The sequence below is a fragment of the Methylobacterium sp. ME121 genome (genome assembly GCF_000974725.1).
Classification (GTDB): Bacteria; Pseudomonadota; Alphaproteobacteria; order Rhizobiales; family Beijerinckiaceae; genus Methylobacterium; species Methylobacterium radiotolerans.
The window spans coordinates 18,820-42,559 of sequence record NZ_BBUX01000025.1; the positions used below are offsets into that span (position 1 = coordinate 18,820).

Annotated in this window: 26 protein-coding genes; 16 read left to right on the forward strand and 10 right to left on the reverse strand. The window is 72.6% G+C overall.

The annotated features are described in order from the left end of the window. Together ME121_RS16790 and egtD are read left to right on the forward strand one after the other, a co-directional pair. On the forward strand, nucleotides 1–975 hold the full coding sequence (locus tag ME121_RS16790) for a methyltransferase (RefSeq protein ID WP_059409228.1): 975 nt from the start codon (nucleotides 1–3) through the stop codon (nucleotides 973–975). Continuing rightward, on the forward strand, nucleotides 972–1,931 hold the full coding sequence (egtD, locus tag ME121_RS16795) for an L-histidine N(alpha)-methyltransferase (RefSeq protein ID WP_059409230.1): 960 nt from the start codon (nucleotides 972–974) through the stop codon (nucleotides 1,929–1,931). Before ME121_RS16790 ends, egtD begins: the two co-directional genes overlap by 4 nt. Before the next feature lie 64 nt (nucleotides 1,932–1,995). Here the strand turns inward: egtD and ME121_RS16800 are convergent, their stop codons facing one another. Both ME121_RS16800 and ME121_RS16805 read right to left on the reverse strand, forming a co-directional pair. Continuing rightward, complete coding sequence (locus ME121_RS16800) at nucleotides 1,996–2,220, reverse strand: hypothetical protein (RefSeq protein WP_012321825.1); 225 nt, start codon at nucleotides 2,218–2,220, stop codon at nucleotides 1,996–1,998. A 62-nt stretch (nucleotides 2,221–2,282) separates the two neighbouring features. Further along, complete coding sequence (locus ME121_RS16805; RefSeq protein WP_043374294.1) at nucleotides 2,283–3,455, reverse strand: DUF305 domain-containing protein; 1,173 nt, start codon at nucleotides 3,453–3,455, stop codon at nucleotides 2,283–2,285. A gap of 257 nt (nucleotides 3,456–3,712) precedes the next feature. Between ME121_RS16805 and ME121_RS16810 the strand changes: the two genes are divergently transcribed. Then, nucleotides 3,713–4,441, forward strand: a complete 729-nt coding sequence (locus tag ME121_RS16810; RefSeq protein WP_059409231.1) for an SDR family oxidoreductase — start codon at nucleotides 3,713–3,715, stop codon at nucleotides 4,439–4,441. Between the two features lie 11 nt (nucleotides 4,442–4,452). Here the strand turns inward: ME121_RS16810 and ME121_RS16815 are convergent, their stop codons facing one another. Further along, complete coding sequence (locus ME121_RS16815) at nucleotides 4,453–4,896, reverse strand: DMT family transporter (protein WP_059409233.1); 444 nt, start codon at nucleotides 4,894–4,896, stop codon at nucleotides 4,453–4,455. A 43-nt stretch (nucleotides 4,897–4,939) separates the two neighbouring features. Continuing rightward, entirely contained in the window at nucleotides 4,940–5,389 is a 450-nt protein-coding gene (locus tag ME121_RS16820) for a DMT family transporter (protein WP_024828504.1), read from the reverse strand. Between the two features lie 207 nt (nucleotides 5,390–5,596). On the opposite strand from ME121_RS16820, the gene ME121_RS16825 reads away from it, so the two are divergent. The 3 genes from ME121_RS16825 (at nucleotide 5,597) to ME121_RS33720 (ending at nucleotide 8,443) form a co-directional block, all read left to right on the forward strand. Beyond that, a complete protein-coding gene (locus ME121_RS16825; protein WP_012321830.1) occupies nucleotides 5,597–7,606 on the forward strand; it encodes an OPT family oligopeptide transporter in 2,010 nt (669 codons plus the stop codon). A 175-nt stretch (nucleotides 7,607–7,781) separates the two neighbouring features. Further along, nucleotides 7,782–8,291 (forward strand): DUF2243 domain-containing protein, encoded by a 510-nt coding sequence (locus ME121_RS16830; protein ID WP_024828502.1) that lies wholly within the window; start codon nucleotides 7,782–7,784, stop codon nucleotides 8,289–8,291. Continuing rightward, a complete protein-coding gene (locus tag ME121_RS33720) occupies nucleotides 8,288–8,443 on the forward strand; it encodes a hypothetical protein (RefSeq protein ID WP_012321832.1) in 156 nt (51 codons plus the stop codon). Before ME121_RS16830 ends, ME121_RS33720 begins: the two co-directional genes overlap by 4 nt. Before the next feature lie 23 nt (nucleotides 8,444–8,466). On the opposite strand, the gene ME121_RS16835 is transcribed toward ME121_RS33720, so the two are convergent. From ME121_RS16835 to ME121_RS16845, 3 genes are all read right to left on the reverse strand, one after another. Further along, nucleotides 8,467–9,228, reverse strand: a complete 762-nt coding sequence (locus tag ME121_RS16835; RefSeq protein WP_012321833.1) for an amino acid ABC transporter ATP-binding protein — start codon at nucleotides 9,226–9,228, stop codon at nucleotides 8,467–8,469. Next, nucleotides 9,225–9,905, reverse strand: a complete 681-nt coding sequence (locus tag ME121_RS16840; RefSeq protein ID WP_012321834.1) for an amino acid ABC transporter permease — start codon at nucleotides 9,903–9,905, stop codon at nucleotides 9,225–9,227. Before ME121_RS16840 ends, ME121_RS16835 begins: the two co-directional genes overlap by 4 nt. Nucleotides 9,906–9,983: 78 nt before the next feature. Then, nucleotides 9,984–10,769, reverse strand: a complete 786-nt coding sequence (locus ME121_RS16845; RefSeq protein WP_012321835.1) for an amino acid ABC transporter substrate-binding protein — start codon at nucleotides 10,767–10,769, stop codon at nucleotides 9,984–9,986. Nucleotides 10,770–11,006: 237 nt separating this feature from the next. On the opposite strand from ME121_RS16845, the gene ME121_RS16850 reads away from it, so the two are divergent. Beyond that, complete coding sequence (locus ME121_RS16850; protein WP_012321836.1) at nucleotides 11,007–11,933, forward strand: dihydrodipicolinate synthase family protein; 927 nt, start codon at nucleotides 11,007–11,009, stop codon at nucleotides 11,931–11,933. A 55-nt stretch (nucleotides 11,934–11,988) separates the two neighbouring features. Here ME121_RS16850 and ME121_RS16855 read toward each other — a convergent pair whose 3' ends face one another. Beyond that, entirely contained in the window at nucleotides 11,989–13,209 is a 1,221-nt protein-coding gene (locus tag ME121_RS16855) for a pyridoxal phosphate-dependent aminotransferase (RefSeq protein ID WP_058607822.1), read from the reverse strand. Nucleotides 13,210–13,466: 257 nt separating this feature from the next. On the opposite strand from ME121_RS16855, the gene ME121_RS16860 reads away from it, so the two are divergent. From ME121_RS16860 to ME121_RS16875, 4 genes are read left to right on the forward strand one after another with little or no spacing between them, the layout of a single operon-like run. Then, nucleotides 13,467–14,885 (forward strand): cytochrome ubiquinol oxidase subunit I, encoded by a 1,419-nt coding sequence (locus ME121_RS16860; RefSeq protein WP_024828499.1) that lies wholly within the window; start codon nucleotides 13,467–13,469, stop codon nucleotides 14,883–14,885. A 7-nt stretch (nucleotides 14,886–14,892) separates the two neighbouring features. Continuing rightward, on the forward strand, nucleotides 14,893–15,900 hold the full coding sequence (cydB, locus tag ME121_RS16865; RefSeq protein ID WP_012321839.1) for a cytochrome d ubiquinol oxidase subunit II: 1,008 nt from the start codon (nucleotides 14,893–14,895) through the stop codon (nucleotides 15,898–15,900). Further along, a complete protein-coding gene (locus ME121_RS16870; protein ID WP_012321840.1) occupies nucleotides 15,900–16,022 on the forward strand; it encodes a DUF2474 family protein in 123 nt (40 codons plus the stop codon). The genes cydB and ME121_RS16870 overlap by 1 nt, the downstream gene beginning before the upstream one ends. A 48-nt stretch (nucleotides 16,023–16,070) precedes the next feature. After that, nucleotides 16,071–16,649, forward strand: a complete 579-nt coding sequence (locus tag ME121_RS16875; RefSeq protein WP_012321841.1) for a GbsR/MarR family transcriptional regulator — start codon at nucleotides 16,071–16,073, stop codon at nucleotides 16,647–16,649. 25 nt (nucleotides 16,650–16,674) lie between these two features. On the opposite strand, the gene ME121_RS16880 is transcribed toward ME121_RS16875, so the two are convergent. Further along, the gene (locus ME121_RS16880) at nucleotides 16,675–17,370 is read right to left on the reverse strand and encodes a GntR family transcriptional regulator (protein ID WP_024828498.1); all 696 of its coding nucleotides are present in this window, start codon (nucleotides 17,368–17,370) and stop codon (nucleotides 16,675–16,677) included. 289 nt (nucleotides 17,371–17,659) lie between these two features. Then, on the reverse strand, nucleotides 17,660–18,598 hold the full coding sequence (locus ME121_RS16885; RefSeq protein ID WP_041372840.1) for a LysR family transcriptional regulator: 939 nt from the start codon (nucleotides 18,596–18,598) through the stop codon (nucleotides 17,660–17,662). A 119-nt stretch (nucleotides 18,599–18,717) separates the two neighbouring features. Between ME121_RS16885 and ME121_RS16890 the strand changes: the two genes are divergently transcribed. From ME121_RS16890 to ME121_RS16910, 5 genes are all read left to right on the forward strand, one after another. Further along, entirely contained in the window at nucleotides 18,718–19,641 is a 924-nt protein-coding gene (locus tag ME121_RS16890) for a ring-cleaving dioxygenase (protein WP_029359865.1), read from the forward strand. Nucleotides 19,642–19,710: 69 nt separating this feature from the next. Beyond that, nucleotides 19,711–20,343, forward strand: a complete 633-nt coding sequence (locus ME121_RS16895; RefSeq protein WP_012321845.1) for an alpha/beta hydrolase — start codon at nucleotides 19,711–19,713, stop codon at nucleotides 20,341–20,343. Between the two features lie 34 nt (nucleotides 20,344–20,377). After that, nucleotides 20,378–20,788 (forward strand): DoxX family protein, encoded by a 411-nt coding sequence (locus ME121_RS16900; protein ID WP_012321846.1) that lies wholly within the window; start codon nucleotides 20,378–20,380, stop codon nucleotides 20,786–20,788. Nucleotides 20,789–20,867: 79 nt separating this feature from the next. After that, nucleotides 20,868–21,689, forward strand: a complete 822-nt coding sequence (locus tag ME121_RS16905) for an alpha/beta fold hydrolase (protein ID WP_012321847.1) — start codon at nucleotides 20,868–20,870, stop codon at nucleotides 21,687–21,689. Nucleotides 21,690–21,788: 99 nt separating this feature from the next. After that, entirely contained in the window at nucleotides 21,789–22,766 is a 978-nt protein-coding gene (locus tag ME121_RS16910; protein WP_058608368.1) for a Gfo/Idh/MocA family protein, read from the forward strand. The last annotated feature ends 974 nt before the right edge of the window (nucleotides 22,767–23,740 follow it).

A 23,740-nucleotide genomic window follows, 5' to 3' on the forward strand; every position in this document is an offset into this window, starting at 1 on the left:
ATGACGCGTTCCGTTCCGACCGCCGTTCCGTTTCCCGAGGACGAGGAGGCGGTGCTGTCGCTGGGGCGCGCGCTGCGCGAGACCGGCTACAGCTTCACCACGGTGACGCCGGCCACCCACGCGCACGTCAACGCCCGGCCGCGCAACGCCGAGGCCCGGAGCCTGCGCGACGTGTTCGGCTGGAGCCGGCCGTTCCGCGCCGACTTGGTCCCGGAGCCGATCCTGCGCCTGATGCGGGCCGCCGGCGCCGTGATCGAGGACGGCCCGCTGCTGCGGCCGACGCTGCGCTTCTCCAGCCTCGACGGCGAGCTGTTCGCGCATTCCGCGTATCCCCCGAGCGCGGCCGACGCGGTGTTCTTCGGTCCCGACACGATGCGCTTCGCCGCGGCTGTGATCGCGCATCTCGAGGGGCGGTCGCGGCCGGTGCGCCGGGCGGTCGATATCGGCTGCGGCTCGGGCGCGGCCGGGATCTGCGTCGCCAAGAGGGCGCCGGGCGCGGAGGTGGTGCTCGTGGACATCAACCCGGCGGCCATGCGGGCGGCGCGCGTCAACGCCCGGCTCGCCGGGACCGACGGGGTCGACGTCCGCCGCAGCGACATGCTGCGCGACGTCGAGGGCCAGTTCGACCTCATCGTGTCGAACCCGCCCTTCATGATCGACACGGCGGAGCGGGCCTACCGGCACGGCGGCGGTCCCCTCGGGGCCGGGCTGTCGCTCGCGGTGGCCGAGCAGGCGGCCGGGCGGCTCGCGCCCGGCGGCAGCCTCGTGCTGTTCACCGGCGCGGCGATCGTCGACGGGGAGGACCCGTTCCGCGACGCCGTGGCCGACCTCTGCGGCCGGTCCGGACTGGACGGGACCTACCGCGAGTTCGACCCCGACGAGTACGGCGAGGAGCTGGCGACCGACGCCTACGACGCGGTCGAGCGGCTCGCCCTCGTGATCCTGACCGCCACGCGCCCGGCGACCCGGCCATGACCGACAGCTCGACCGACAGCTCGACCGACGCCTCGACCGACGCCTTCCTCCAGGACGCCCTCGCGGGCCTGACCGCCGAGCCGAAGACGCTGCCGGGAAAGTATCTCTGGGACGAGACCGGCTCGGACCTGTTCGACAGGATCTGCCACAGCGCCGATTACTACCCGACCGCGCAGGAGATGACCGTCCTGCCCCAGGCCGCCGCCGACGCGGCGCGCCGGGTGCCGCCGGGCGTGACGGTCGTGGAGTTCGGCAGCGGCGCGAGCCGCAAGATCCGCACGCTCCTCGACGCGCTGCCCGATCCGGCGGCCTACGTGGCGATCGACATCTCGGGGGCGTACCTGGAGGCCGCGATCCGGCGGCTGGCCGCCGATTACCCCGGCATCCCGATGATCCCGGTCTGCGCCGACTACTCGCAGCCGGTGCGGCTGCCGCGCGCGGCGGGGCCGGGCGGCATCCTGGGCTTCTATCCGGGGACGAGCATCGGCAACTTCGATCCGCGCGAGGCCCGGCTGTTCCTGGAGCGCGCGCGCGCGACGCTCGGGCCGAGCCTGTTCCTCGTCGGCGCGGACGGCACCGCCGACCCGGACCGCCTGCAGCGCGCCTACGGGCGCGCCGACGGCCTGATGGCCGCGTTCCACCGCAACATCCTGACGCGGCTGAACCGGGAACTCGGCGCCGACTTCGACCGCGACAATTTCCGGCACGCCGTCCGGATCTGCCCGGACCCGCTGCGGGTGGAGGCCCACCTCGTCGCGACGCGGCCCGCCACCTACCGGTTGGGCGACCGGACGATCGCGTTCGCGGCCGCCGAGAGCATCCGGACAGACATCTCGCACAAGTACCCGGCGGACGCCTTCCGGGCGCTCGCGGTCGAGAGCGGCTGGCAGCCCCGCGCCCTCTGGAAGGGCGAGGGCGGAGACTTCAACCTCCACCTGCTGCAGGCGGAGTCCTGACCCGGCTCGAAGCCCGCGTTCTGACGCGCGCGCCGAGCCGGCATCCGCCGCGGCGGCGAGCGCCCTAGACGGCCTCGATCGGCGCGTGCTTGCCGTCGTGGGCGGAGCCCGATTCCATGCTCCGCGTCTCGCCGGCCCGCCGCTGGTCCCGGGCCGGCGGCGGGTAATCGGTCAGCGGGCGCCAGGGGGCGGCCGGCGTACCGAGGCGCGCGCCGGACGGGCGCATCGACATCCAGATCGCGACGGCCATCCACGGGACGACGAAGAAGACGAAGGCGGCGAGCCCCACGGCGATCCTCCATAGAACGACGATTCCGGGAGAACGCCCGAACGCCGGCCCCGGATCCGACGCTACGGGGCCGGCCGATCCGCGGCCGCCCGGTCGGGGGCCGCGTCGCCGGCCGGCAGGACGAGGTTGCCCAGCGCCACCCGCACCGCCTCGGGCCCCTCGACCCCGCGCATCAGGGCGATCTCCCCGCGCTGCCCGTGGCGGATCGCCTGCGCCATGATCCGCAGGCGGAGATCGGACGCCTCGGCCATCGCGGCGTCGGCCATCCGGATGGCGCCGACGTGGTGGACGGTCATGAGCGCCACGAACTGCGCGTCGAAGGCCTTGCCGGGCATCCCGCGGAGCGCGTCGATCCGGCCGGGCTCCAGCATGCCCGGCATCGACGCTTCTTCCGCCGGCGCGCAGATCTGCGACGCGGCCCCGAACCAACTGCGCCACCACTGATCGAAGACCGCGTTCTCGCCGCTCTGGGCGGCGGCGATTAGGCGGGCGAGGGCCCGGAGATGCGCGTCCTGCGCGCGCTCGGCCCCGAGCCTCGCGAGGTCGATTCCCTGCCGATGGTGCGCCATCATGCGCCGCATGTAAGCCTGGTCGAAGGCCGGGTCGCGGCCCATCCAGGCGATCTCCCGACCCTGCGCGCCGAGGAGCGCCAGCACCCCGAGGAACCCGCCGATCAGCAGCGTGGCGCCGCTCCAGCCGGCCGCGAACCGGCGATGCGGCGATGGGCGCCGCCCGGCGACGGCGTCCCGCAGGTACGGGAACAGCGGGTAGAGCGAGGCCGAGGTGGCGTGGACCAGGAAGCCGATCCAGTAGGGCTGCTCCAGGGGGAAGATCGGCTGCCGGAACGGCAGCAGGGGAACGAGCACGAGCCACTCGGTCGCCGAGGTGAGCAGCGCCCAGGCCGGCGCGACCAGCGCGAGCGTCCAGGGGCCGAGGCGGCCGGTCCAGCGCCCGAGCAGGCCGAAGAACACCACGGCCCAGGAGAAGTCCGCCCACTGGTGGAACAGGATGCCGGCGAGAATCACCGGACCGGACGGATCCACCTGGAGGGCGCCGTCGCGCAGGGGGATCGCGGCGACCACCATCCAGTCGACGGCGGCGTCCCGGCCGATCCGGGCCGCCGTGAGCTGGCTGAACAGCGTCGAGACGGTGCTGCTGAGCAGGCCGAGCAGCATGGCGGCGCGCCAGGTGATCCCGGCCTCGCCCGACCAGAGGCGTCGTAGGTTTCGGCGCACGCGCTGCCCCGCTCGTGATCGCAGTCGCCATACGGGGCCGGATGCGGGCGGGCGACAGCCTATGTTGGAAACACCGCCTCTGTCGTGTCCGGGCGGGGCGCGCGGGACGATCGGGCCTGGAGCCCGGCGCGGTCAGAACCTACAAGGATGGGCCGCTCAGCCGGGCCTCCGGACCTGATCGGCGGCCCCGCCGGGCGCGACCCGCGCGACCCGGTCCGGACACCGTCGCGGCGACGCGCAGCCTGCTGGAGCGAGCAATGGCAGATCTTTCCGGAAAGACGGTCCTGGTCACGGCGGCGGGGCAGGGGATCGGGCGCGCCAGCGCGCTCGCCTTCGCCCGCGCCGGGGCGCGGGTCCACGCCACCGACATCAACGCCGACGCCCTCGCCGCGCTGCGCGCCGACACCCTCAGCACCGCGACCCTCGACGTGCTGGACGGGGACGCGGTCAGGGCCCTGGTCGCGCGCATCGGCGCGGTCGACATCCTGTTCAACTGCGCCGGCACCGTGCACGCCGGCACCATCCTGGAGATGCGCGACGACGAGCTCGACTTCGCCCTCGACCTCAACGTGAAGGCGATGATCCGCACGATCCGGGCTGTCCTGCCCGGGATGCTGGAGCGCCGGGACGGCGCCATCGTCAACATGGCCTCGGTCGCCTCCTCGGTGAAGGGCGTACCCAACCGCTGCGCCTACGGGGTGACGAAGGCGGCGGTGATCGGGCTGACCAAGGCGGTGGCCGCCGACTATGTCGGCCACAACATCCGCTGCAACGCCATCTGCCCCGGCACGGTGGAGAGCCCGTCGCTGCAGGAGCGCATCCGCCAGCAGGGCGACTACGAGCAGACCCGGGCGGCCTTCATCGCGCGCCAGCCGATCGGCCGGCTCGGCACGCTCGAGGAGATCGCCGACCTCGCCGTCTACCTCGCGGGCGCGACCTACACGACCGGCCAGGCCGTCGTGATCGACGGCGGCTGGACGATCTGACCGGGCGGGCTTCAGAACCGCGCGACGAGCCCGACGCCGCCGATCATCAGGGCGCCGCCCAGGACGCGCCACAGGCCGGCCTCGTGGACCTTGAAGCCCACCAGGCCGAAATGGTCGAGCAGGATCGACGTGACGACGCCCGCCGTCACGATCCGCCCGAGGAAGGTGGCGGCCCCGATCCGCTTGGACACGGAGAGCTGCGCCATCGTGAGGCCCGCGCTCATCAGGCCGCCGAGCCACGCCCACCAGGGCACCTGCGCGAGGCGGTCCACCGGCGGCAGCCCGTACTGCCCCGTCACCAGCATGGCGACGGAGATCGCCGCGACGCTGACGACGAGGCTCACCACGCCGGCGAGAAGCGGCCGCGCGAGGGACTTGGCGAGGCCCGCATTCTGGCCCGGTTCGATCGCGGTGGCGACGCCCGCGAGCAGCGCGAAGCCGTAGAGGAAGAGCATGCTGGGATCCTGAGGGTGCGAGGCGTTCGGATCGACCGACCCGTCAGAACGCCGCCACGAGGGCGACGCCCGCGACCATCAGCGCGCCGCCGAGGACGCGCCAGCGCCCGGCGGGGTGGCGCTCGAAGCCCACGAGGCCGCGATGGTCGAGGATGATGGAGCCGACCACGCCCGCCGTGATCACGCAGCCCAGGAACGGCGCCGCGCCGACCTTCTCGGAGATGTAGAGCTGCGCCAGGACGACCGTGGCCCCGAGGATGCCGCCCGGCCACGCCCACCAGGGGACGGGCGTGGCCGCTTCGGCCCGGGTCCGGCCGCGCAGCCGGGCGACGACCATCGCGGCGAGGAAGCAGGCGATCGCGAGGCCGAAGCAGAAGAGGCCCGCGAGCATCGGCTGCCCCGTGACCTTCGCCAGCGTGGCGTTCTGGCCGGGCTCGATGGCGTTCGCGACCCCGGCCACGAGGGCGATGCCGTAGAGGTACCACTTGGACACGGCGGCGCATTCCGGAGGAGGAGAGGTCCGCACCCGGACGGGGCGGTCTGCTGCCAAACCCGCCGCCGCGCCGGGTGACTGCATCACGATGCTCGGTCCGCGGCGGGACAGATCGCCCCAGGGACCGGGCGAGGCCGCCCGGCCGGCGACGGCGCGGGAACGTTTCCGGCCCCTCGCGTGCTGTGCCTTCGGCAGCCCGAGTGGATGATGGACGCCCGCAGCCCGACGATCACGCCGAAGACGCAGGACCGTCAGGCCGAGCTGACCCTGCGGGGGATCGCGCTCGGCGCGGCCATCACCGTCGTGTTCATGGCCGCCAACCTCTACATGGGCCTGAAGACCGGGATGACGTTCTCGTCCTCGATCCCGGCCGCGATGATCTCGATGGGCGCCTTCCGGCTGATGGGCGGCGCCGGCATCCTCGAGAACAACATCGTGCAGACCCAGGCCTCGGCGGCCGGCACCCTGTGCAACGTCATCCTGGCTCTCCCCGGCCTCGTCCTCGTCGGCCACTGGCACGGCTTCCCGTTCTGGCAGACCACGGCGGTCTGCCTGCTGGGTGGTCTGCTCGGCGTCGCCTTCTCGATCCCGCTCCGCCGCGCCCTCGTGTCGGGCAGCGATCTCCCCTATCCCGAGGGCATCGCCGCCGCGGAGGTTCTCAAGACCGGGCACGAGGAGCAGGGCGGCCGCGGCCTGCGCGACCTGCTCGGGGCCGCCGCGGCGGCCGGGACGATCGGGCTCGCCACCACGGGGCTGAAGGTCCTGGGCGAGGGCCTCAACGGCGCGGTCAGCCTCGGCGGCGCGGTGTTCCGCACCGGGACCGGCTTCTCGCTGGCGCTGGTCGGCGTCGGCTACCTCGTGGGCATCGGCGCCTGCCTCGCGCTGCTGACCGGCGTCCTGATCGCCTGGGGGATCGCGGTCCCGATCCTGACCGCCCTGTCGCCCGACCCCGGCAAGTCCGCGGGTGCGGCCGCCGAGGCGGTCTGGTCCGGGCAGGTGCGCCTCATGGGCGCCGGCATCATCGCGGTGGGCGGGCTGTGGACCGTGGGCTCGCTGGCGCGCCCGATCTTCGGAAGCATCCGCGCCGCCCTGTCCGGGAGCGGCGGTCTCGGCAAGGATCACCCGCGCGAGGAGCGCGACCTGCCGATCACCTGGGTCGCCGCCGCGACGCTGGCCCTGTGCGTGCCGCTCGCGATCCTGTTCGCGTACTTCGCCGCGCCGGCCGACCTCGGCGGCCTGATGATCGTGCTGGCGGTGGCCGCGACCCTGTTCACGGTGCTGTTCGGCTTCCTGATGGCGGCGGCCTGCGGCTACCTCGCGGGCCTGCTGGGCTCCTCGTCCAGCCCGATCTCGGGGATCGGCATCCTGACCACGATGGCGACCGCGCTGCTCCTGCCCCTGATCCTGGGGCATTCCGCGGGGCCCGAGGGGGACCGGTTCGTGACCGGCATGGCGCTGCTGCTGACGTCCGTGATCATCACCACCTCGTCGATCGCCAACGACAACCTGCAGGACCTGAAGACCGGGCAGGTGCTGGGCGCCACGCCCTGGCACCAGCAGGTCGCGCTCATCCTCGGCGTCGGGGTCGGCGCCGTGGTGATCGCCCCGCTCCTGTCGCTGCTCTACGAGGCCTACGGCTTCGTCGGCGCGCCCGCGCATGACGGGCAGGACGCGGGGAGCGCCATGCCGGCGCCCCAGGCGGCCCTGATGACCCAGATCGCCAACGGCATCACGCACGGCGAGCTGCCCTGGACCATGGTGCTGATCGGGGCCGGGCTCGGGGTGGTGCTGGTGGCGGCCGAGACCTGGCTGAAGCGGCGCGACCTCACCTTCCCGGCCCTGACGGTCGGGATCGGCATGTACCTGCCGCTCTCGGTGGAGATGACGATCGCGATCGGCGGCGTCCTCGGCTGGATCGCCGAGCGCCGGCTGCGCGCCCGCGTCGGACCGAAGGGGGACGCGAAGGCCGACAAGGCAGTGGGGTACGCCCGCCGGCGGGGCGTGCTCCTCGCCTCCGGATTCCTCGTCGGCGAGAGCTGCATCGGCGTGCTGCTCGCCGGCACCGATCTCCTGGCTGGGCACAGTTCGGCGATCGCCGTCGCCGGCAAGGGCTTCGCGCCCTACGCCACGGGGCTCGGCCTCGCCGTGTTCCTGGCGGGCCTCGCCGTCTACCTGCGGATGGTCTCGACGCCGGCCGCGGCCCAGCGGGGGGCGTGACGGATCCGCCGGGTTCCGGAGCGGGTTCCCCCAGGACGCCGTCGTCCGCGCGGGCGGAGCGAAGCCGCCCGGACGACACGACGCTCACGGATGCCGCGTGTCCCGCGGCGCTTCGCTGCGCCCGCCGCGAGGAGGGCGACGCGCTACCTCGGCATCCGCCACGCTGGAGTTGCGCATGAGAGCGGCTGACACCCGGGAACGGGTCTTCCCCTTGAGCGCGGGCATCCTGTTCGGGCTCGGCCTCGGCGGCTTCTTCGACGGGATCGTGCTGCACCAAGTGCTGCAATGGCACCACATGCTGAGCAGCTGGTACCCGATCGACACGATCCCGAACCTCGAACTGAACACCCGCTGGGACGGCATCTTCCACAGCGCGACCTACGTCTTCGTGGTCCTCGGGCTGTTCATCCTCTGGCGCGCCGCGCACCGCACGCACCTCTACTGGTCCAGCAAGCTGCTCGCCGGGTCGCTCCTGATCGGCTGGGGCCTGTTCAACCTCGTCGAGGGCGTGATCGACCACGAGATCCTCGGCGTGCACCACGTCAACGAGCTGACGCCCCGGGAGCAGTGGCTGTACTGGGACCTCGGCTTCCTGCTCTGGGGCGGGGCGATGCTGGCCGCGGGCCTGGGCCTCGTGCTGGTCGGCCGCGGGGAGGAGGCGTCGGTGGCGCGGTCTCCCGCGTGAGGGCCGCCGGCCCCGGCCTCCGCCCGGTCCTGCCCTGGCTCGCCCTGACGGCCGGCCTGATCCTCGCCACCCTGCCGGCCTGGCGGCCGCTGATCTTCGGGACCGCGCTGACCGTCGAGGATCTTCTCACCCTGCGCTGCCTGTCGCGCTGATCCGCGCGTCCGGCCCGTGCCGGTCAGGCCTCGTCCGCCGCCTCGCCGAGCAGCGTCCGGACGAACCGGCGGGTGCGCGGATCGGCCGGCCGGGCGAAGACGTCCGCGGCCGCGCCCTGCTCGACGACGCGCCCGCCTTCCAGGAACACCACCGTGTCGGCGACGCGCCGCGCGAGGCGCAGGTCGTGGGTCGCCATCAGCATGGTCGTGCCGGCGCCCGCGAGGCCGGCCAGCACGTCCACCACCTCGGCGGCGAGTTCCGGGTCGAGGGCCGAGGTCGGCTCGTCGCAGAGCAGCAGGCGCGGGGAGGGGGCCAGCGCCCGGGCGATCGCCACCCGCTGCTGCTGGCCGCCCGACAGGCTGGCGGGCCAGTCCGCGGCCTTGTGGGCGAGGCCGACGCGCTCCAGCAGCTCCAGCGCGCGCGCCCGGGCCCGGGCCTGCGGCCACTTGGCCACGGTGACGAGCCCCTCGGTGACGTTCTCCATCACCGTCCGGTGGGGGAACAGCTGGAAGTTCTGGAACACCATGCCGGTCTGCCGGCGCACGGCGAGCACGTCCCGCCGCGCCGGCGGGCTGCCGGGCCGGAAGGTGAGGCGGACGTCGCCGAGGGTCAGCGTCCCGGCCTGCGGGACCTCCAGCAGGTTCACGCAGCGCAGGAGCGTCGACTTGCCCGAGCCCGACGGGCCGATCAGCGCCGTGACCCGCCCCTCCGGGACCGCGAGGTCGACGCCCCGCAGGACGGGGTTGTCGCCGAAGCGCTTCTCGATGGCCGACAGGGCGATCACGCGCGGGCCTCCAGGTAGCCGCCGTAGCGCCCGAGGCGCCGCTCCAGCAGCGTCTGGAGCCAGGACAGCAGCGTCGACAGGACGAGGTAGATCAGCGCCACCTCGATGTAGAGGATCAGCGGCTCGTAGGTGACGGCGACGATGCGCTGGGCCGCCTGGAACAGCTCCGGCACCGTGATGGCGGCCGCGAGCGAGGTGTCCTTCACCAGCGCGATGAAGGAGTTCGCCAGCGACGGCACCGCCACCCGCGCCGCCTGGGGCAGGATCGTGCGGCGCAGGGCCTGGACCGGCGTCATCCCGGTGGCGTAGGCCGCCTCCCACTGCCCCTTCGGGATGGAGGCGATGGCGGCGCGGACGATCTCGGACGTGTAGGCGCCGACGTTGAGGGTGAACCCGATCACGGCGGCCGGGAAGGCGTCGATCAGGATGCCGGTGCTCGGCAGGCCGTAGAAGATCACGAACAGCTGCACGAGGAGCGGCGTGCCCCGGAAGATCCACACGTAGAGCCACGCCAACGCCGCCAGCGGCCGGGGCGCGAACAGCCGCACGAGGGCGGTGCCGAGTCCCAGCGCGAGGCCGAGCGCGAAGGCGATGAGCGTCAGCGGCACCGTGAAGCGCAGGCCGGCCGCGAGCAGCGGCCCAAGCGACTGGAGCATGAGGTCGAGCCAGTGCGGCACGGGGCAGCGTCTCCTACCGGGCGGATCGAGCGGCGGGCTGTGCGGGATCGGCGCCCGGGCGGGCGCGCCGCGGACGGGTTACTTGGAGACGTCGGCCCCGAAGTACTTCTGGGCGATCGCCGCGTAGCTGCCGTCGGCCCGGATCGCCTCCAGCGCCTTGTCGATCGCGGCCTTCAGCGCCGGGTTGTTCTTGCGCATGATGATCCCGGAGGCGTCCGCGTCGGCCTGCTCGGCGGCGATCTTCACGGGGGCGTTCGGCTTCTGCTTGTGGAAGTCCAGGAACGACAGGCTGTCGTTGACGGTGGCGTCGGCGCGGCCGGTGAGGACGAGCTGGACCGACTGGTCGAAGCCGTCCGTCCCGACGAGCTCGGCGCCGGACTGCTCGGCGAGGCGCGCGAAGTTGCTGGAGAGGCTCTGGGCGGCCTTCTTGCCCTTGAGATCGGCGAAGGACTTGATGTCGGACCGGTCCGCCCGCGTGATCAGCACGGCCCGCGCCCGGATGTAGGGCTCGGAGAAGTCGAACTTCGCCTGCCGCTCCTTGGTGATGCCGACCTGGTTGATGACCACGTCGTAGCGCTTGCCGTCGAGCCCGGCGATCAGCCCGTCCCACTTGCCCTCGAGGAATTGCGGCGTGACGCCCAGCTGCTCGGCGACCTTGCGGCCGATCTCCACGTCGAAGCCGACGAGCTGCCCGGACGCGTCGTGGAACGTGAAGGGCGCGTAGGTGCCCTCGGTGCCGATGCGCAGGGTCTTGGCGGCGCGAATCGCGTCGAGATCGTCGGCCTTCGCGGGCGCGCTGGCGGCTGCGCCGAGGAGCGCCGCGACGACGAACGCCGCGACGCGGCTGGCAGAGAAAAATCGCATTACAGTAGCTCCGAAAAGAAAACGCTGTTCTCGTGCGGCCGCCGCGCGTGATCTCGGCTGTCGAGGGACAAAGCAAAGAAGAGCTCGGCCGTACAGGAAAGCCGGTGCGCTTGTCGACTGCTCGGTGCGCGCGCCCCGGCCCGCGCCAGGATCGAGGCCGCGTGCTAAGAGGCGCCCGGATCCCGCCCGCGGACACGGTCGTCCGCCGGATGCGCGATCCCGGCAGGAGGATCGCGCATGACTTCGCCCGCCCACGCCTATCGCGGCGTCTTCCCGGTCGCCCCCACGGTCTTCGACGCGTCGGGCGCCCTCGACCTCGACGGGCAGCGCCGGGCCGTCGACTTCATGATCGACGCCGGCAGCCAGGGCCTGTGCATCCTGGCCAACTTCTCCGAGCAGTTCGTCCTCACCGACGACGAGCGCGAGCGGGTGATGCACGCCGTGCTGGAGCACGTCGCCGGCCGCGTGCCGGTGATCGTGACGACGACGCACTTCGCCACGCAGGTCTGCGCCGAGCGCTCGCGCCGCGCCCAGGCGGCCGGCGCCGCGATGGTGATGGTCATGCCGCCCTATCACGGCGCCACGATCCGCGTGCCGGAGCTCGGCATCGTCGACTTCTTCCGCGCGGTCTCGGACGCGATCGCGATCCCGATCATGATCCAGGACGCGCCGGTGGCGGGCACGCCGCTGTCGGCGCCGCTCCTGGCGCGCATGGCCCGGGAGATCGCGAACGTCGCCTACTTCAAGATCGAGACCGCCGGCGCCGCGTCCAAGCTCCGCGAGCTGATCGCGCTGGGCGGCGACGCCGTCGTGGGCCCGTGGGACGGCGAGGAGGCGATCACCCTGATGGCCGACCTCGACGCCGGCGCTACGGGTGCGATGACCGGCGGCGGCTACCCGGACGGCATCCGCCAGATCACCGACGCCTACGCGGCCGGCCGCCGGGAGGAGGCGATGGACGCCTACGCGCGCTGGCTGCCGCTGATCAACTACGAGAACCGGCAGTGCGGCCTGCTCGCCTGCAAGGCGCTGATGGCCGAGGGCGGGGTGATCGCGAGCGAGACCGCGCGGCTGCCGATCCAGCCCCTGCATCCGGCGACGCGGGCCGGCCTGATCGAGCTCGCCCGGCGGAACGACGCGCTGGTCCTGCGCTGGGGGCGCTGAGCCGGCGCGGGCGGGGACCGCACGGCGGCGGAAGAGCCGCCGGACCCCGCCCGGTTCACTGCGCCGCGGCGGCCGGCGCCCGGGTCCCGAGCACGCCCGCGAGCCGGCGCACCGCCTCCCGCGCCAGGTCCGGGCTGATGGCGAAGCACATCCGCACCAGACCCTCGCCCTCCGGCCCGAAGGCGGTGCCCGGCGCCACGCCGACCTTGGCCTCCCGCAGCAGGCGCAGCGCCAGCTCGAGGCTCGGCTCCGCGCCGCCCATCCGGGCCATGAGGTAGAAGGCCCCGTCCGGGGGCGCGACCGTGACGCCCGGCAGGCGCGACAGCCCCTCCACCAGGATCGACCGGGCCTCGGCGCAGCGGTCCACCATCGTGCGGATGAAGCCGTCGCCCTCCTCGAGGGCCGCGATGCAGGCGTGCTGGACGAAGGTCGGGATCGAGGTGGTGCTGTACTGCCCGAGCTTGGCGAAGGTCGGCGCGAGGCCGCGGGGATAGATCACCCAGCCGGCCCGCCAGCCGGTCATCGCCCAGTTCTTCGAGAAGGTGTTGGTCACGATCAGCCGGTCGTCCTCCGTGCAGATCTGCAGGAAGGACGGCGCGATCCGGTTGCCGTAGGTGAAGTGCGCGTAGACCTCGTCCGAGAGGATCCAGAGGCCGCGCTCCCGGGCGAGGTCGCGCAGGGCTCTCATCTCGGCGAGCGGCATGGTCCAGCCCGTCGGGTTCGAGGGCGAGTTCACCATGATCACCCGGGTGCGCGGCGTGATCGCCGCCGCGATGTCGGCGAGCGGCAGCGCGAAGCGCCCGTCCGGCAGGCGGCGGTACGGCACCGTCACGGGCACGCCGCCGGCGATGCGGACCGCCTCGCCGAGATTGGGCCAGGCCGGGGAGGGGATGATCATCTCGTCGCCCGGCTCCAGCAGCACCTGGGCCGCCTGCATGATCGCGTTCATGCCGCCCGCCGTGACGCCGAACCGGTCCGGCGGGATCTCCACGCCCCAGTGGCGGGCGTGGTAGGCGCCGAGCGCCGCGCGCAGCGCCGGCAGCCCCAGCGACGTCGTGTAGCGGGTGTGCCCGGCCAGCATCGCGCGGTGCGCGGCCTCGACGATGAAGGGCGGCGTCGGCAGGTCGCCCTCGCCGATCCACAGCTTGACCACCTCCGGGTCGTCGCGCCCGCGATCCGCCACGAGGCCGATCTGGCTCGTGCCGATGCCGCGGATGCGCGCCGAGAGCGCGGCGGCGAGATCGACGGGCGCGGCGGAGACGGGGGTGTCGGCCATGGGGGCGCGTGCTCTCCTTGCGTCGGGACGCGGCGTCCCGTCGCGCGGCGCGCGTCCAGGGGCCCGCGCGGTCCCGACCTGTAGGGAATGCCGCGACCCTGACGCGTTCGGGCGCGGACGTCCAGACCCCCGATGCCCGGATCGCCGCCGCGCGCCGGCGCGCGGCCCGACGCCGCGCGGGCTCCCGTGTGTTCCGACTTTTCAGATATTTCTGAAATTGCTATAGGACGAGTCGCGCCCAGAGCCGGAGGCCCGACGTGCTCGCCAACCTCGATCCCCTGATCCTCGCCCGCATGCAGTTCGGGTTCACGGTGGCCTTCCACATCGTGTTCCCGGCCTTCTCGATCGGCCTCGCGAGCTTCCTCGCCGTGCTGGAGGGGCTCTGGCTCGCCACCGGCCGCCAGGTCTTCATGGACCTGTTCAAGTACTGGATAAAGATCTTCGCGATCGCCTTCGCGATGGGCGTCGTGTCCGGGCTGGTGATGTCCTACCAGTTCGGCACGAACTGGTCGGTCTTCTCCGACAAGACCGGCCCTGTCCTGGGCCCGATGATGGCCTACGAGGTGCTGTCGGCCTTCTTCCTGGAGGCCGGCTTCCTCGGCGTGATGCTGTTCGGCATGACGAAGGTCGGGCCGCGGCTGCACTTCGCGGCGACGCTGATGGTGGCGTTCGGGACCTTCTTCTCGGCGTTCTGGATCCTGGCGGTGAACTCGTGGATGCAGACGCCGGCGGGCTACGGCACCAACGCCGAGGGCCAGTTCGTGCCGCTGGACTGGTGGGCGATCGTGTTCAACCCGTCCTTCCCGTACCGCCTCGTGCACATGGTGCTCGCCGCCTACCTCACCACCGCGCTGGTGGTGGGCGCGGTCGGCGCGTGGCACCTGCTGCGCGACCGGGCCAACCCGGCCGCCCGGACGATGTTCTCGATGGCGATGTGGATGGCCGCCCTGGTCGCGCCGGTCCAGATCCTCGCGGGCGACGCGCACGGCCTCAACACCCTGGAGCACCAGCCCGCCAAGGTCATGGCCATGGAGGGCCATTTCCGGAGCCACCCGGACGGCGCGCCGCTGGTGCTGTTCGGCCTGCCCGACCAGGAGGCCGGCACGGTGCGCTACGCGGTCGAGATCCCGAAGCTGTCCTCGCTGGTGCTGAAGCACGCCCTCGACGCGCCCCTGAAGGGGCTCGACAGCCTGCCGCGGGCGGAGTGGCCGCCGGTGCCGATCGTGTTCTGGTCGTTCCGCGTCATGGTCGGCCTCGGGATGCTGATGCTGCTCCTGGGCGCCCTGAGCCTCCTCGCCCGCTGGCGCGGCACCCTCTACGCGTGGCGCCCGCTGCACCGCTTCGCGGTGGCCATGGGCCCGGCGGGGTTCGTGGCGGTGCTGGCCGGCTGGATCACCACCGAGGTCGGGCGCCAGCCCTACACGGTCTACGGCCTGCTGCGCACCGCGCAGTCGGCCTCGCCGCTGCACGCGCCGGCGGTGGCGGCCTCGCTCACCGCCTTCGTGCTGATCTACTTCGCGGTCTTCGCCATGGGCACCGGCTACATCCTGCGCCTGATGGGCCAGCCCCCGCACGCCGGCGAGAGCGGGATCGAGCCCGGCGCGCCGATCCGGACGGCGGGCATCACGCCCGCCCCGGCGATCGATCCCGACCGTCACCTCCAGCCGGCCGAGTGAGGGACCCATGGCCTACAGCTTCGACCTCACGGTGGTCTGGGCGCTCGTGATCGCCTTCGCGGTCTTCGCCTACATCGTCATGGACGGGTTCGATCTCGGCATCGGCCTGCTGTTCCCGGTCCTGCGGCCGGGCGAGGAACGGGACACCGCCATGAACTCGGTCGCCCCGGTCTGGGACGGCAACGAGACCTGGCTGGTGCTGGGCGGCGGCGGCCTGTTCGCCGTCTTCCCCCTGGCCTACGCGGTGATCCTGCCGGCGCTCTACGCGCCGATCATCGCGATGCTCCTCGGCCTGATCTTCCGCGGCGTCGCCTTCGAGTTCCGCTGGCGCGATCCCCGCCACCGCGCCGCCTGGGACGTGGCCTTCGCGGGCGGCTCGCTGGTGGCGGCCCTCGCCCAGGGCATCGCGCTGGGCGCGCTGCTGCAGGGCATCGCGGTCGAGGGGCGGGCCTATGCCGGCGGCTGGTGGGACTGGCTCACGCCCTTCAGCCTCCTCGTCGGCGCGAGCCTCGTCGTCGCCTACGCGCTGCTCGGGGCGACGTGGCTGGTGATGCGCACCGAGGGCCTGCTCCAGGCGCGGGCCCGGCGCCTCGCCCTGCGCCTCACCGCGGCGACGGTCGCGGCCATCGCGCTCGTCAGCGCGGTGACGCCGTTCCTCCAGGGCCGCTACTACGAGCGCTGGCTGGCGATGCCGAACGTGCTCGTCACCGCGCAGGTGCCGCTGCTCGTGGCGCTCGCGGCCTTCGCCCTGTGGCGCACCCTGCGGGGCGGCGCCGAGCGGGCGCCCTTCCTGATCGCGCTGGGGCTGTTCGCCCTGACCTTCGCGGGGCTGGGCATCAGCATCTTCCCCGACGTCGTGCCGGGCCGGATCACGATCTGGCAGGCGGCCGCCCCCGAGGCGAGCCAGATTTTCCTGCTCGCCGGCGCGTCGGTGTTGATCCCGATCATCCTGTCCTACACCGCGTACGCGTACTGGGTCTTCCGCGGCAAAGTCGACGCGCACGGATATCACTGATGGCACCCGCAGCAGCACAGCCCCTCTGGAAACGCCTCGCGTGGTTCGCGGGGCTCTGGGCCTCGAGCATCGTCGGCCTCGGCTTCGTCGCGACGGTCCTCCGGTATTGGCTCAAGAGCTGATAAGCCGGGGGGCGCCCGCCTGACCTCTCCCCGCGTCGGATCCCTGCCGTGCAGCTGCCCCCGCTCGTCCAGACCTTCGTGCTGCATTTCGGCGAGATGGGCTCGCGCTGGGGCATCAACCGGACCGTGGGGCAGATCTACGCCCTGCTGTTCGTGGCCGAGCGGCCGCTCAACGCCGACGAGATCGTCGAGCGGCTCGGCGTGTCGCGCTCGAACGTCAGCATGGGCCTGAAGGAGCTCCAGGCCTGGAACCTCGTCCGGCTCCAGCACAGGCCGGGCGACCGGCGCGACTACTTCACGACGCCCGAGGATATCTGGCAGATCGTCCGCACGCTGGTCGAGGAGCGCAAGAAGCGCGAGGTCGACCCGACGCTGACACTCCTGCGCGAGCTCCTGATGCAGGAGCCCGGGACCGAGGAGGAGCGGCACGCCCAGGCGCGGCTCCGGGAGATGCACGACCTCTTCGAGCTGTTCGCCGGATGGTACGCGGACGTGCGCCGCCTCGACACCGAGCGCCTCGTCCAGCTCCTGACTCTCGGCTCGAAGGTCCAGAAGGTGCTGGAGATGAAGGATCGCCTGACCCGCCTGCCGGGCCGGATCGGCGGCCGGTCGGCCAAGCCGGACTGACCCGGCCGCGCGGGGGCGGGCCCCCTCACGCCTCGACGAGCGCGCCCCGGTAGAGGGCGATGAGCGAGACGCCGATATGCTCGATATGGCGCCGCAGGCAGGCGGCCGCCTCGTCGGACTTGCCGGCCTCGCACAGGGCCAGGATCTGCGCGTGCTCCCTGACCGCGCGGGTCGCGTCCTCGGAGGTCGAGATCTGCAGCCGCGTCGGCCGCTCGCAATCCTGCAGGAGCGCGGACACGATCGCCAGGGAGCGCGGCCGGCCGGCGTGCCGGATCAGGTCGAGGTGGAAGCGGCTGTTCAGGTCGCCCCATCGGAGGACCTGGCCGGTCTCCAGCGCCGCGCCGTACTCCTTCGAGAGCGCGTCGAGATCGCGGATGTCGTCGGGGGTCAGGTGCGGTGCCGAGAGCTGGAGCAGCTGCGGCTCGAGCTGAACGCGCAGCTGGAAGATGTCCTCGACCTCCTGGAGCGACAGGCCCGTCACGACCGCCCCGCGATGCGGCACGATCCGCACGAGCTTGCTGGCCTCCAGCTGCAGCAGGGCTTCGCGGACCGGGATGCGGCTGATCCCGAACTCCTCCGCCAGGGCGTCCTGGCGCAGCTGCACCCCCGGCGGCAGATCCCCGTTCAGGATCTGCTCGCGCAGGGAATCCGCGACGGCCGCCGCCACGGTCTTGTGCCGCAGCCGGTCGGGTGCGGGACGTCCAGGGCCCGTGGGGGACATCAGTGCCTCAGGAGAACAGTATACATGTATACAAGGGAGCCTCTTGCCCGGAAAACGCGCGTCTGTCCAATGCCAGATTGTCCCGAATAAACCTGAGGTTAGTTGGGTCGACGAATTGCACGGGGACCGCGAGCCGCGGTTGTCGCCCGGAGCGCCGAGCAGCAAGGACCGCGCCGCGATTCGGACCCGTGCGACGCGCCGATAGCGCAGGCGCAGGACCCCGACACTGATCCAGGTGAGTGACGCGCACGGATCGGGGCCGGCGGCGGGGAGGGCGCCGGCGCGCGGCTCACCGGTCCGCCGGGTCGCGCCGCGGCTGCGGAGCGGCCCAGGGCGCTTGGCCGAGGGCCTGGCCGAGATGGGCGATCAGCGCCGTCACCCGGGCCGGCCTCGGGTCGCCCGGGGGCGTCACGAGGTGCAGGGCGATCGGCGGCGGCGACCAGGCCGGCAGCACCCGCTCGAGGCGCCCGGATTCGAGGTCGTCCCAGATCATGAAGTCGGGCTGCAGGGCGAGGCCGAGCCCGGCCCGCAGCGCCGGCGCCAGCGCCTCGGCGTTGTTCGCCCGCAGCTGGCCCGCCGGCACCACGACGGCCTCCGCGCCGCTCCCGTCCACGAATCGCCAGCGGTCGGGCGTCGGCAGGTAGGCGTAGCCGAGGCAGGTGTGGCGGACGAGGTCGTCCGGGTGCTCGGGCCGGCCGTGGCGGTCGAGATAGGCGGGGGTGGCGACCAGCGAGCGGCGGATCTCGCAGAGACGGCGCGCGCGCAGGGAGGAATCGGGCAGCGCCGCGATGCGCAGCCCGATGTCGAACCCGCCGCCGACGAGGTCGACGACCGCGTCCGACAGGTGGAGATCCACCGACACGGCCGGGTACTCCCGGAAGAAGGCCGGCAGGATCGGCGCCACGTGCATCACCCCGAAGGTCATCGGCGCTGCGAGCCGCACCAGCCCGCGCGGCTCCGCGGCACCGGCCGTGGCGAGGGCTTCCGCGGCCTCGCCCTCGGCCAGGATGCGCGCGGCGCCGTCCTTGGCGGCCTGCCCGGCCTCGGTGAGGGCGAGCTTCCGCGATGTGCGGTTGAACAGGCGGGCACCGATCCGCAGCTCGAGCCGGCTCACCGCCTTCGAGACCGTGGCCTTCGACAGGCCGAGCTCCGCGGCGGCGCGCCCGAATGAGCCGGTCTCCACCACCTTGGCGAACACGGCCCAGGCCTCGAAATCGGGCAGTCTCATCAGCCATTTCCAGAAACGATAGGTTTCCATCGTTTCTATTTTCGCGGCTCATGGCAAGGGGCACATTCCCGTCATCGCAACAGGCCGCCCGTCGCGGCCTTCCGTCGGGAGACATCGCCATGGTTCAGACCGGCCTCCACCACGTCACGGCCTTCTCCGGGCCGGCCCTGCGCAACCTCGACTTCCACACCCGGATCCTCGGGCTGCGGCTGGTGAAGAAGACCGTCAACTTCGACGATCCGGGCACCTACCACCTGTACTACGGCGACGCGGCCGGTCGGCCCGGCACGATCCTGACCTTCTTCCCCGTCGAGCACGCCGCGCCGGGCCGCGTCGGGATCGGCGAGACCCAGGAGACCGCCTTCCGGGTCCCCCGCGCCTCCATCGGCTGGTGGACCCACCGGCTCATCGAGAAGGGCGTCGCCCACGAGCCGCTGGTCCAGGTCTTCGGCGCGCCGACGCTGCGCTTCCGCGACCCGGACGGCATGATGCTCGCGCTGGTGGGCGTGGACGTCGGCGACGCGGAGGGCTGGGCGTCGAGCGAGGTGCCGGCCGAGCACGCGATCCGCGGCCTGCACGGGGTGACCCTCCTCCTCGACAGGGCCGAGCCGACCGCCGCGATCCTCACGGAGGTGCTCGGGCTGGCGGAGGTCGGCCGCGAGGGCAACCTGATCCGCTTCGCGGGAAGCGCCGAGCTCGGCGGTCTCGTCACCCTGCGGGCCGTCGGCGGGTTCCTGCCCGGCCGCCCGGGGGCCGGCTCGGTCCACCACATCGCGTTCCGGGCGGCGGACGACGCCGCGCAGGCCGCGATGGGCCGGGCTCTGGAGGCACGGGGGCTCCACGTCACCGAGCAGCGCGACCGCCAGTACTTCCGCTCGATCTACTTCCGCGAACCCGGCGGCGTGCTGTTCGAGATCGCCACCGACGCGCCCGGCTTCGCGGTGGACGAGCCGATCGAGGCCCTCGGCCAGGCCCTCAAGCTCCCCGCCGGCCTGGAGCCGCACCGGGCCGAGATCGAGGCCGTGCTGCCCAAGGTCGCCTGAGCCGCGACCACCACGCCCGCCCCGCGCCCGCGCGGGGTGGGACCTCTCCCCGCCACCCGTGAGGCCATCATGACCCAGGACACCGCCGGCTTCATCCACCGCTTCGAGCCCGGTCCCGACACCGCGCGTCCGCTGCTGCTCCTCCACGGGACCGGCGGCGACGAGAACGACCTCCTGCCCCTCGGCCGCACGGTCGCGCCGGAGGCCGCCCTGCTCGCGCCCCGCGGCGCCGTCAGCGAGAACGGCATGCCGCGCTTCTTCCGGCGCCTGGCCGAGGGCGTCTTCGACGAGGCGGACCTGCGCCGCCGCACCGGCGACCTCGCGGCCTTCGTGGCGGCCGCCCGGACGCGGTACGGGATCGGGGCGCCCCTGGCGCTGGGCTTCTCGAACGGCGCCAACATCGCCGCGTCGCTGCTGCTGCTCCGGCCCGAGACCCTGGCGGGCGCTGTCCTGCTCCGCCCGATGGTCCCGTTCGCCGAGCCGCCGGTCGCGGATCTCGCCGGCCGGCCGGTCCTGATCCTCTCCGGGGCGATGGACCCGATCGTGCCCGCGGAGAATGCGCGGCGCCTCGCGCAGCAGCTCACCGCGGCCGGAGCCCGCGTCGAGCACCGGATCCTGCCGGTCGGCCACGGCCTGTCGCAGGCCGATATCGGCCTGGCGCTGAACTGGCTTCGCGGCCTCGCACTTCCCGAAGCGGCCTGACTCGGCCGCGCACGACAGGACGGAGCGTTCGACGATGTCCCCGATCTCCTCTTCCAGCGCGACCGCCCTGCTGCCGGTGACCGGCCGGGTCCTGATGAGCGCGATCTTCCTCGTGAGCGGCGCCGGGAAGCTCGCGGCCCCGGCTGCGACGCTCGCCACCATCGAGGCCGCCCACCTGCCGCTGCCGCCTCTCGCCTACGCGGCGGCGACCGGCGTGGAGGTCGTCGGCGGGCTGCTGCTCGTCGCCGGCTACCGCACCCGGCCGGTCGCCCTGGTCCTCGCGCTCTTCGCGGTGGCCACCGCGGTGACCTTCCACGCGGCCCTCGGCGACCAGAACCAGATGTTCCACTTCCTGAAGAACCTCGCCATGGCCGGCGGCTTGCTTCAGGTCGCGGCCTTCGGGGCCGGCCCGCTCAGCCTCGACGCGCGGCAGGGCCGGGCCTGACCGGTCCGGCGATCCGCGCGACCCTTGCCTCTCGCCCTCCACCTTTCGACCCCCGCCCTTCGACCCTCGGGAGACCACGATGCCCTACTTCACCGCGCAGGACGGGACCCAAATCTACTACAAGGACTGGGGCACCGGGCAGCCGGTGGTCTTCAGCCACGGCTGGCCGCTCAACGGCGACGCCTGGGAGGACCAGATGCTGTTCCTCGCGGAGCGCGGGTTCCGGGTCATCGCCCATGACCGGCGCGGGCACGGTCGCTCCGGGCAGCCCTGGTCGGGCAACGACATGGACACCTTCGCGGACGACCTCGCCGGGCTGATCGCCCATCTCGACCTGCGCGACGCGGTGCTGGTCGGCCACTCCACCGGCGGCGGCGAGGTCGCCCGCACCCTCGGGCGGCACGGGACGGCGCGCGTCGCCAAGGCGGTCCTGGTCGGGGCCGTGACGCCCCAGATGGTCCGGACCGACGCGAATCCGGGCGGCCTGCCCCGGGACGTGTTCGACGGGATCCGGGACTCGGTCCTGCGCGACCGGTCGCAGTTCTTCAAGGACCTGAGCGGCCCGTTCTACGGCGCCAACCGTCCCGGCGCCGCGGTCAGCGACGGTATGCGGGACACGTTCTGGATGCAGGGCATGATGGCCGGGCTGCGGAACGTGCACGCCTGCGTGGCGGCCTTCTCGGAGACCGACTTCACCGAGGACCTGACGCGCATCGACGTGCCGACCCTGCTGGTGCACGGCGACGACGACCAGATCGTGCCGATCGACGCCGCGGCGCGCGCCGCCGTCAAGCTCGTGCCCAACGCCGTGCTGAAGGAGTATCCGGGCGCCCCGCACGGCCTGGCCGCCACCCACAAGGACCGGCTGAACGCCGACCTGCTCGCCTTCATCCAAGGTTGAGGAGACCGGCGGCCTTTCCCGCGCCGGCCCGGGCTCCTAAAGCCTGCGACGGGCCGCGCCGCGCGGCCGGTCATCCCGAACCTCCGCACGGATCCCCGCATGCCGACCTCCGCCGCACCGCTCGCCCTCGGGATCATCGGCGCGGGCATCATGGGTGAGCGCCTGCTCGGCGCGATCCACGGGGCTGCGGACTCGCCCGTGCGGGTCGCGGCGATCTGGGACCCGGCCCCGGAGGCCCTGGCCCGGATCGGCGCGGCGTTCCCGGCGGTGCCGCGGGTGGCCGATCCCGCCGCCGTCGTCGCGGCGAGCGACTGCGTCTACGTCGCCTCGCCGCCCGCCTCGCATCTCGGCTACGCCCGCGCCGCCCTGGCGGCCGGCCGGAGCGTCTTCTGCGAGAAGCCGCTGGCCATCGACCGCGCCGACGCCCGCGCCTTCGTGGCGGAGGCGGGGGGCGCGGGCGCGGTCAATTTCCCGTTCGCCTCGTCGCCGGGCGTCGCCACCCTCGAGCGCTGGATCGCGGCCGGCGCGGTCGGCACGCCCCGGACGCTCACCGTGGCGGTGGCCTTCGCCCGCTGGCCCCGCCCGTGGCAGGCCGACGCCGCCCGCTGGCTCGACGCGCGCGGCGAGGGCGGCTTCACCCGCGAGGTGGTCTCGCACTTCCTCTTCCTGGCCCGCCGCCAGCTCGGCCCGCTCGCGGGGCTCGCCGGACGGATCGCCTTCCCGGAGCCGGGCCGGTCCGAGCGCGCGATCGACGTGACGCTCACGGCGGGCGGGATCCCCGTCACCCTGACCGGCCGGGTCGGGGGCGTCGAGGCCGACGACCACAACACGTGGACGCTGGAGGGCGACGCGGGCGCCGTCCGGCTGCGCGACTGGGCCATCGCCGAGCGTCGGGGCGCCGACGGGCGGTTCGAGCCGGAGCCCGACGCGATCCCGAACGAGCGGCTGCGGCCGATCACCCTCCGGCGCCAGCTCGAGGGCGTCGTCCGCATGGCGCGCGGCGAGCCCCACCACCTCGCCACCTTCGCGGAGGCGCTCGACGTGCAGGAGGTCGTCGAGGCTATCCTGGCGCTGTGAGGGCGGAGGCCCTCGGACCCTGTCCGGGTGATGGCTTGGGCCCCGCCGCCCTGGCGGGCAGAGCGAAGCGATCCAGGCGCGCAACCCTCGAAGGGAGCGCGCCCCCCGAGGGCCCGTCCGCCACCCGCGCCGTCAGCTTGGGCACGACCGCGACGATGACGGTACCAGAGGCAGCGTATATGCGCCCGGTCGCTCGGAGTGTGGGGCAAACCCCGTGCAAGGATCCCAGGCGCGGCTGATTGGGAATTGCGATCGCATGCTCCCATGATCGCGGTTCGCTACATCTCACAGAGCTGACCTTACAGACTCGAAGATCGCGCCCGGCAATATTCGGCGAGGAATGCTTTAGAGCTTCTGCGCGCCAACAGTGATGATCTGCGCTGTCGTGCGGCGTGATGCTTGACAAAATACGACTATTGTCCTACCGCCATCTCCGGCAACGTTGCTGTGGTTGCAGCTGAAGTATCAGTGGCGGTCTATCGAGCATGACAGCCCGGCGACTCCAGGCGGGCTCGGAATCTGAAATCGGTCCGGATCAATCATTGGCGGGCGGATGCGATCGTAAGATCGCGAAACGATGCTCGGCTGCAGCGAACATAGCTGTTGTCAAAGGAAACATCAGTCATTTCACGTCTTTGTAGGAGCCGTTGAATGAGTGCTGCCATTTCCTCTCTCACGACATCTCGCCTTCGGACAGTGCCCCTGCCGACTGATCGTTTGGCAGCGCCTTCTCTGGACGAGGTCGAAACAACACAGCTGAAGCAGTCGGCCGATCCGCGATCGACTCTGGCGCTGTCTCCAGCAAGCAGAGAAGCAATATTCCAAGCTGCAAACATACCGTAAAATCCGGGTGACGACCTTCCTCCCAATAATCCAGTCGACAACCCGCCGGAAATCATTCCGAACCCTCCGGACTACCCGGAGCCAACTCCAATGCTTCCCTATGATCCCCCGCCGTATGGTCCGGGGTATCC

Excerpts from the sequence above, each read along its gene's own strand:
- ME121_RS16790 (WP_059409228.1), top strand. The coding sequence starts at position 1 with ATGACGCGTTCCGTTCCGACCGCCGTTCCGTTTCCCGAGGACGAGGAG.
- egtD (WP_059409230.1), top strand. The coding sequence starts at position 972 with ATGACCGACAGCTCGACCGACAGCTCGACCGACGCCTCGACCGACGCC.
- ME121_RS16810 (WP_059409231.1), top strand. The coding sequence starts at position 3,713 with ATGGCAGATCTTTCCGGAAAGACGGTCCTGGTCACGGCGGCGGGGCAG.
- ME121_RS16815 (WP_059409233.1), bottom strand. The coding sequence starts at position 4,896 with ATGCTCTTCCTCTACGGCTTCGCGCTGCTCGCGGGCGTCGCCACCGCG.
- ME121_RS16825 (WP_012321830.1), top strand. The coding sequence starts at position 5,597 with ATGGACGCCCGCAGCCCGACGATCACGCCGAAGACGCAGGACCGTCAG.
- ME121_RS16830 (WP_024828502.1), top strand. The coding sequence starts at position 7,782 with ATGAGAGCGGCTGACACCCGGGAACGGGTCTTCCCCTTGAGCGCGGGC.
- ME121_RS16845 (WP_012321835.1), bottom strand. The coding sequence starts at position 10,769 with ATGCGATTTTTCTCTGCCAGCCGCGTCGCGGCGTTCGTCGTCGCGGCG.
- ME121_RS16850 (WP_012321836.1), top strand. The coding sequence starts at position 11,007 with ATGACTTCGCCCGCCCACGCCTATCGCGGCGTCTTCCCGGTCGCCCCC.
- ME121_RS16855 (WP_058607822.1), bottom strand. The coding sequence starts at position 13,209 with ATGGCCGACACCCCCGTCTCCGCCGCGCCCGTCGATCTCGCCGCCGCG.
- cydB (WP_012321839.1), top strand. The coding sequence starts at position 14,893 with ATGGCCTACAGCTTCGACCTCACGGTGGTCTGGGCGCTCGTGATCGCC.
- ME121_RS16870 (WP_012321840.1), top strand. The coding sequence starts at position 15,900 with ATGGCACCCGCAGCAGCACAGCCCCTCTGGAAACGCCTCGCGTGGTTC.
- ME121_RS16880 (WP_024828498.1), bottom strand. The coding sequence starts at position 17,370 with ATGTCCCCCACGGGCCCTGGACGTCCCGCACCCGACCGGCTGCGGCAC.
- ME121_RS16885 (WP_041372840.1), bottom strand. The coding sequence starts at position 18,598 with ATGAGACTGCCCGATTTCGAGGCCTGGGCCGTGTTCGCCAAGGTGGTG.
- ME121_RS16890 (WP_029359865.1), top strand. The coding sequence starts at position 18,718 with ATGGTTCAGACCGGCCTCCACCACGTCACGGCCTTCTCCGGGCCGGCC.
- ME121_RS16895 (WP_012321845.1), top strand. The coding sequence starts at position 19,711 with ATGACCCAGGACACCGCCGGCTTCATCCACCGCTTCGAGCCCGGTCCC.
- ME121_RS16900 (WP_012321846.1), top strand. The coding sequence starts at position 20,378 with ATGTCCCCGATCTCCTCTTCCAGCGCGACCGCCCTGCTGCCGGTGACC.
- ME121_RS16905 (WP_012321847.1), top strand. The coding sequence starts at position 20,868 with ATGCCCTACTTCACCGCGCAGGACGGGACCCAAATCTACTACAAGGAC.
- ME121_RS16910 (WP_058608368.1), top strand. The coding sequence starts at position 21,789 with ATGCCGACCTCCGCCGCACCGCTCGCCCTCGGGATCATCGGCGCGGGC.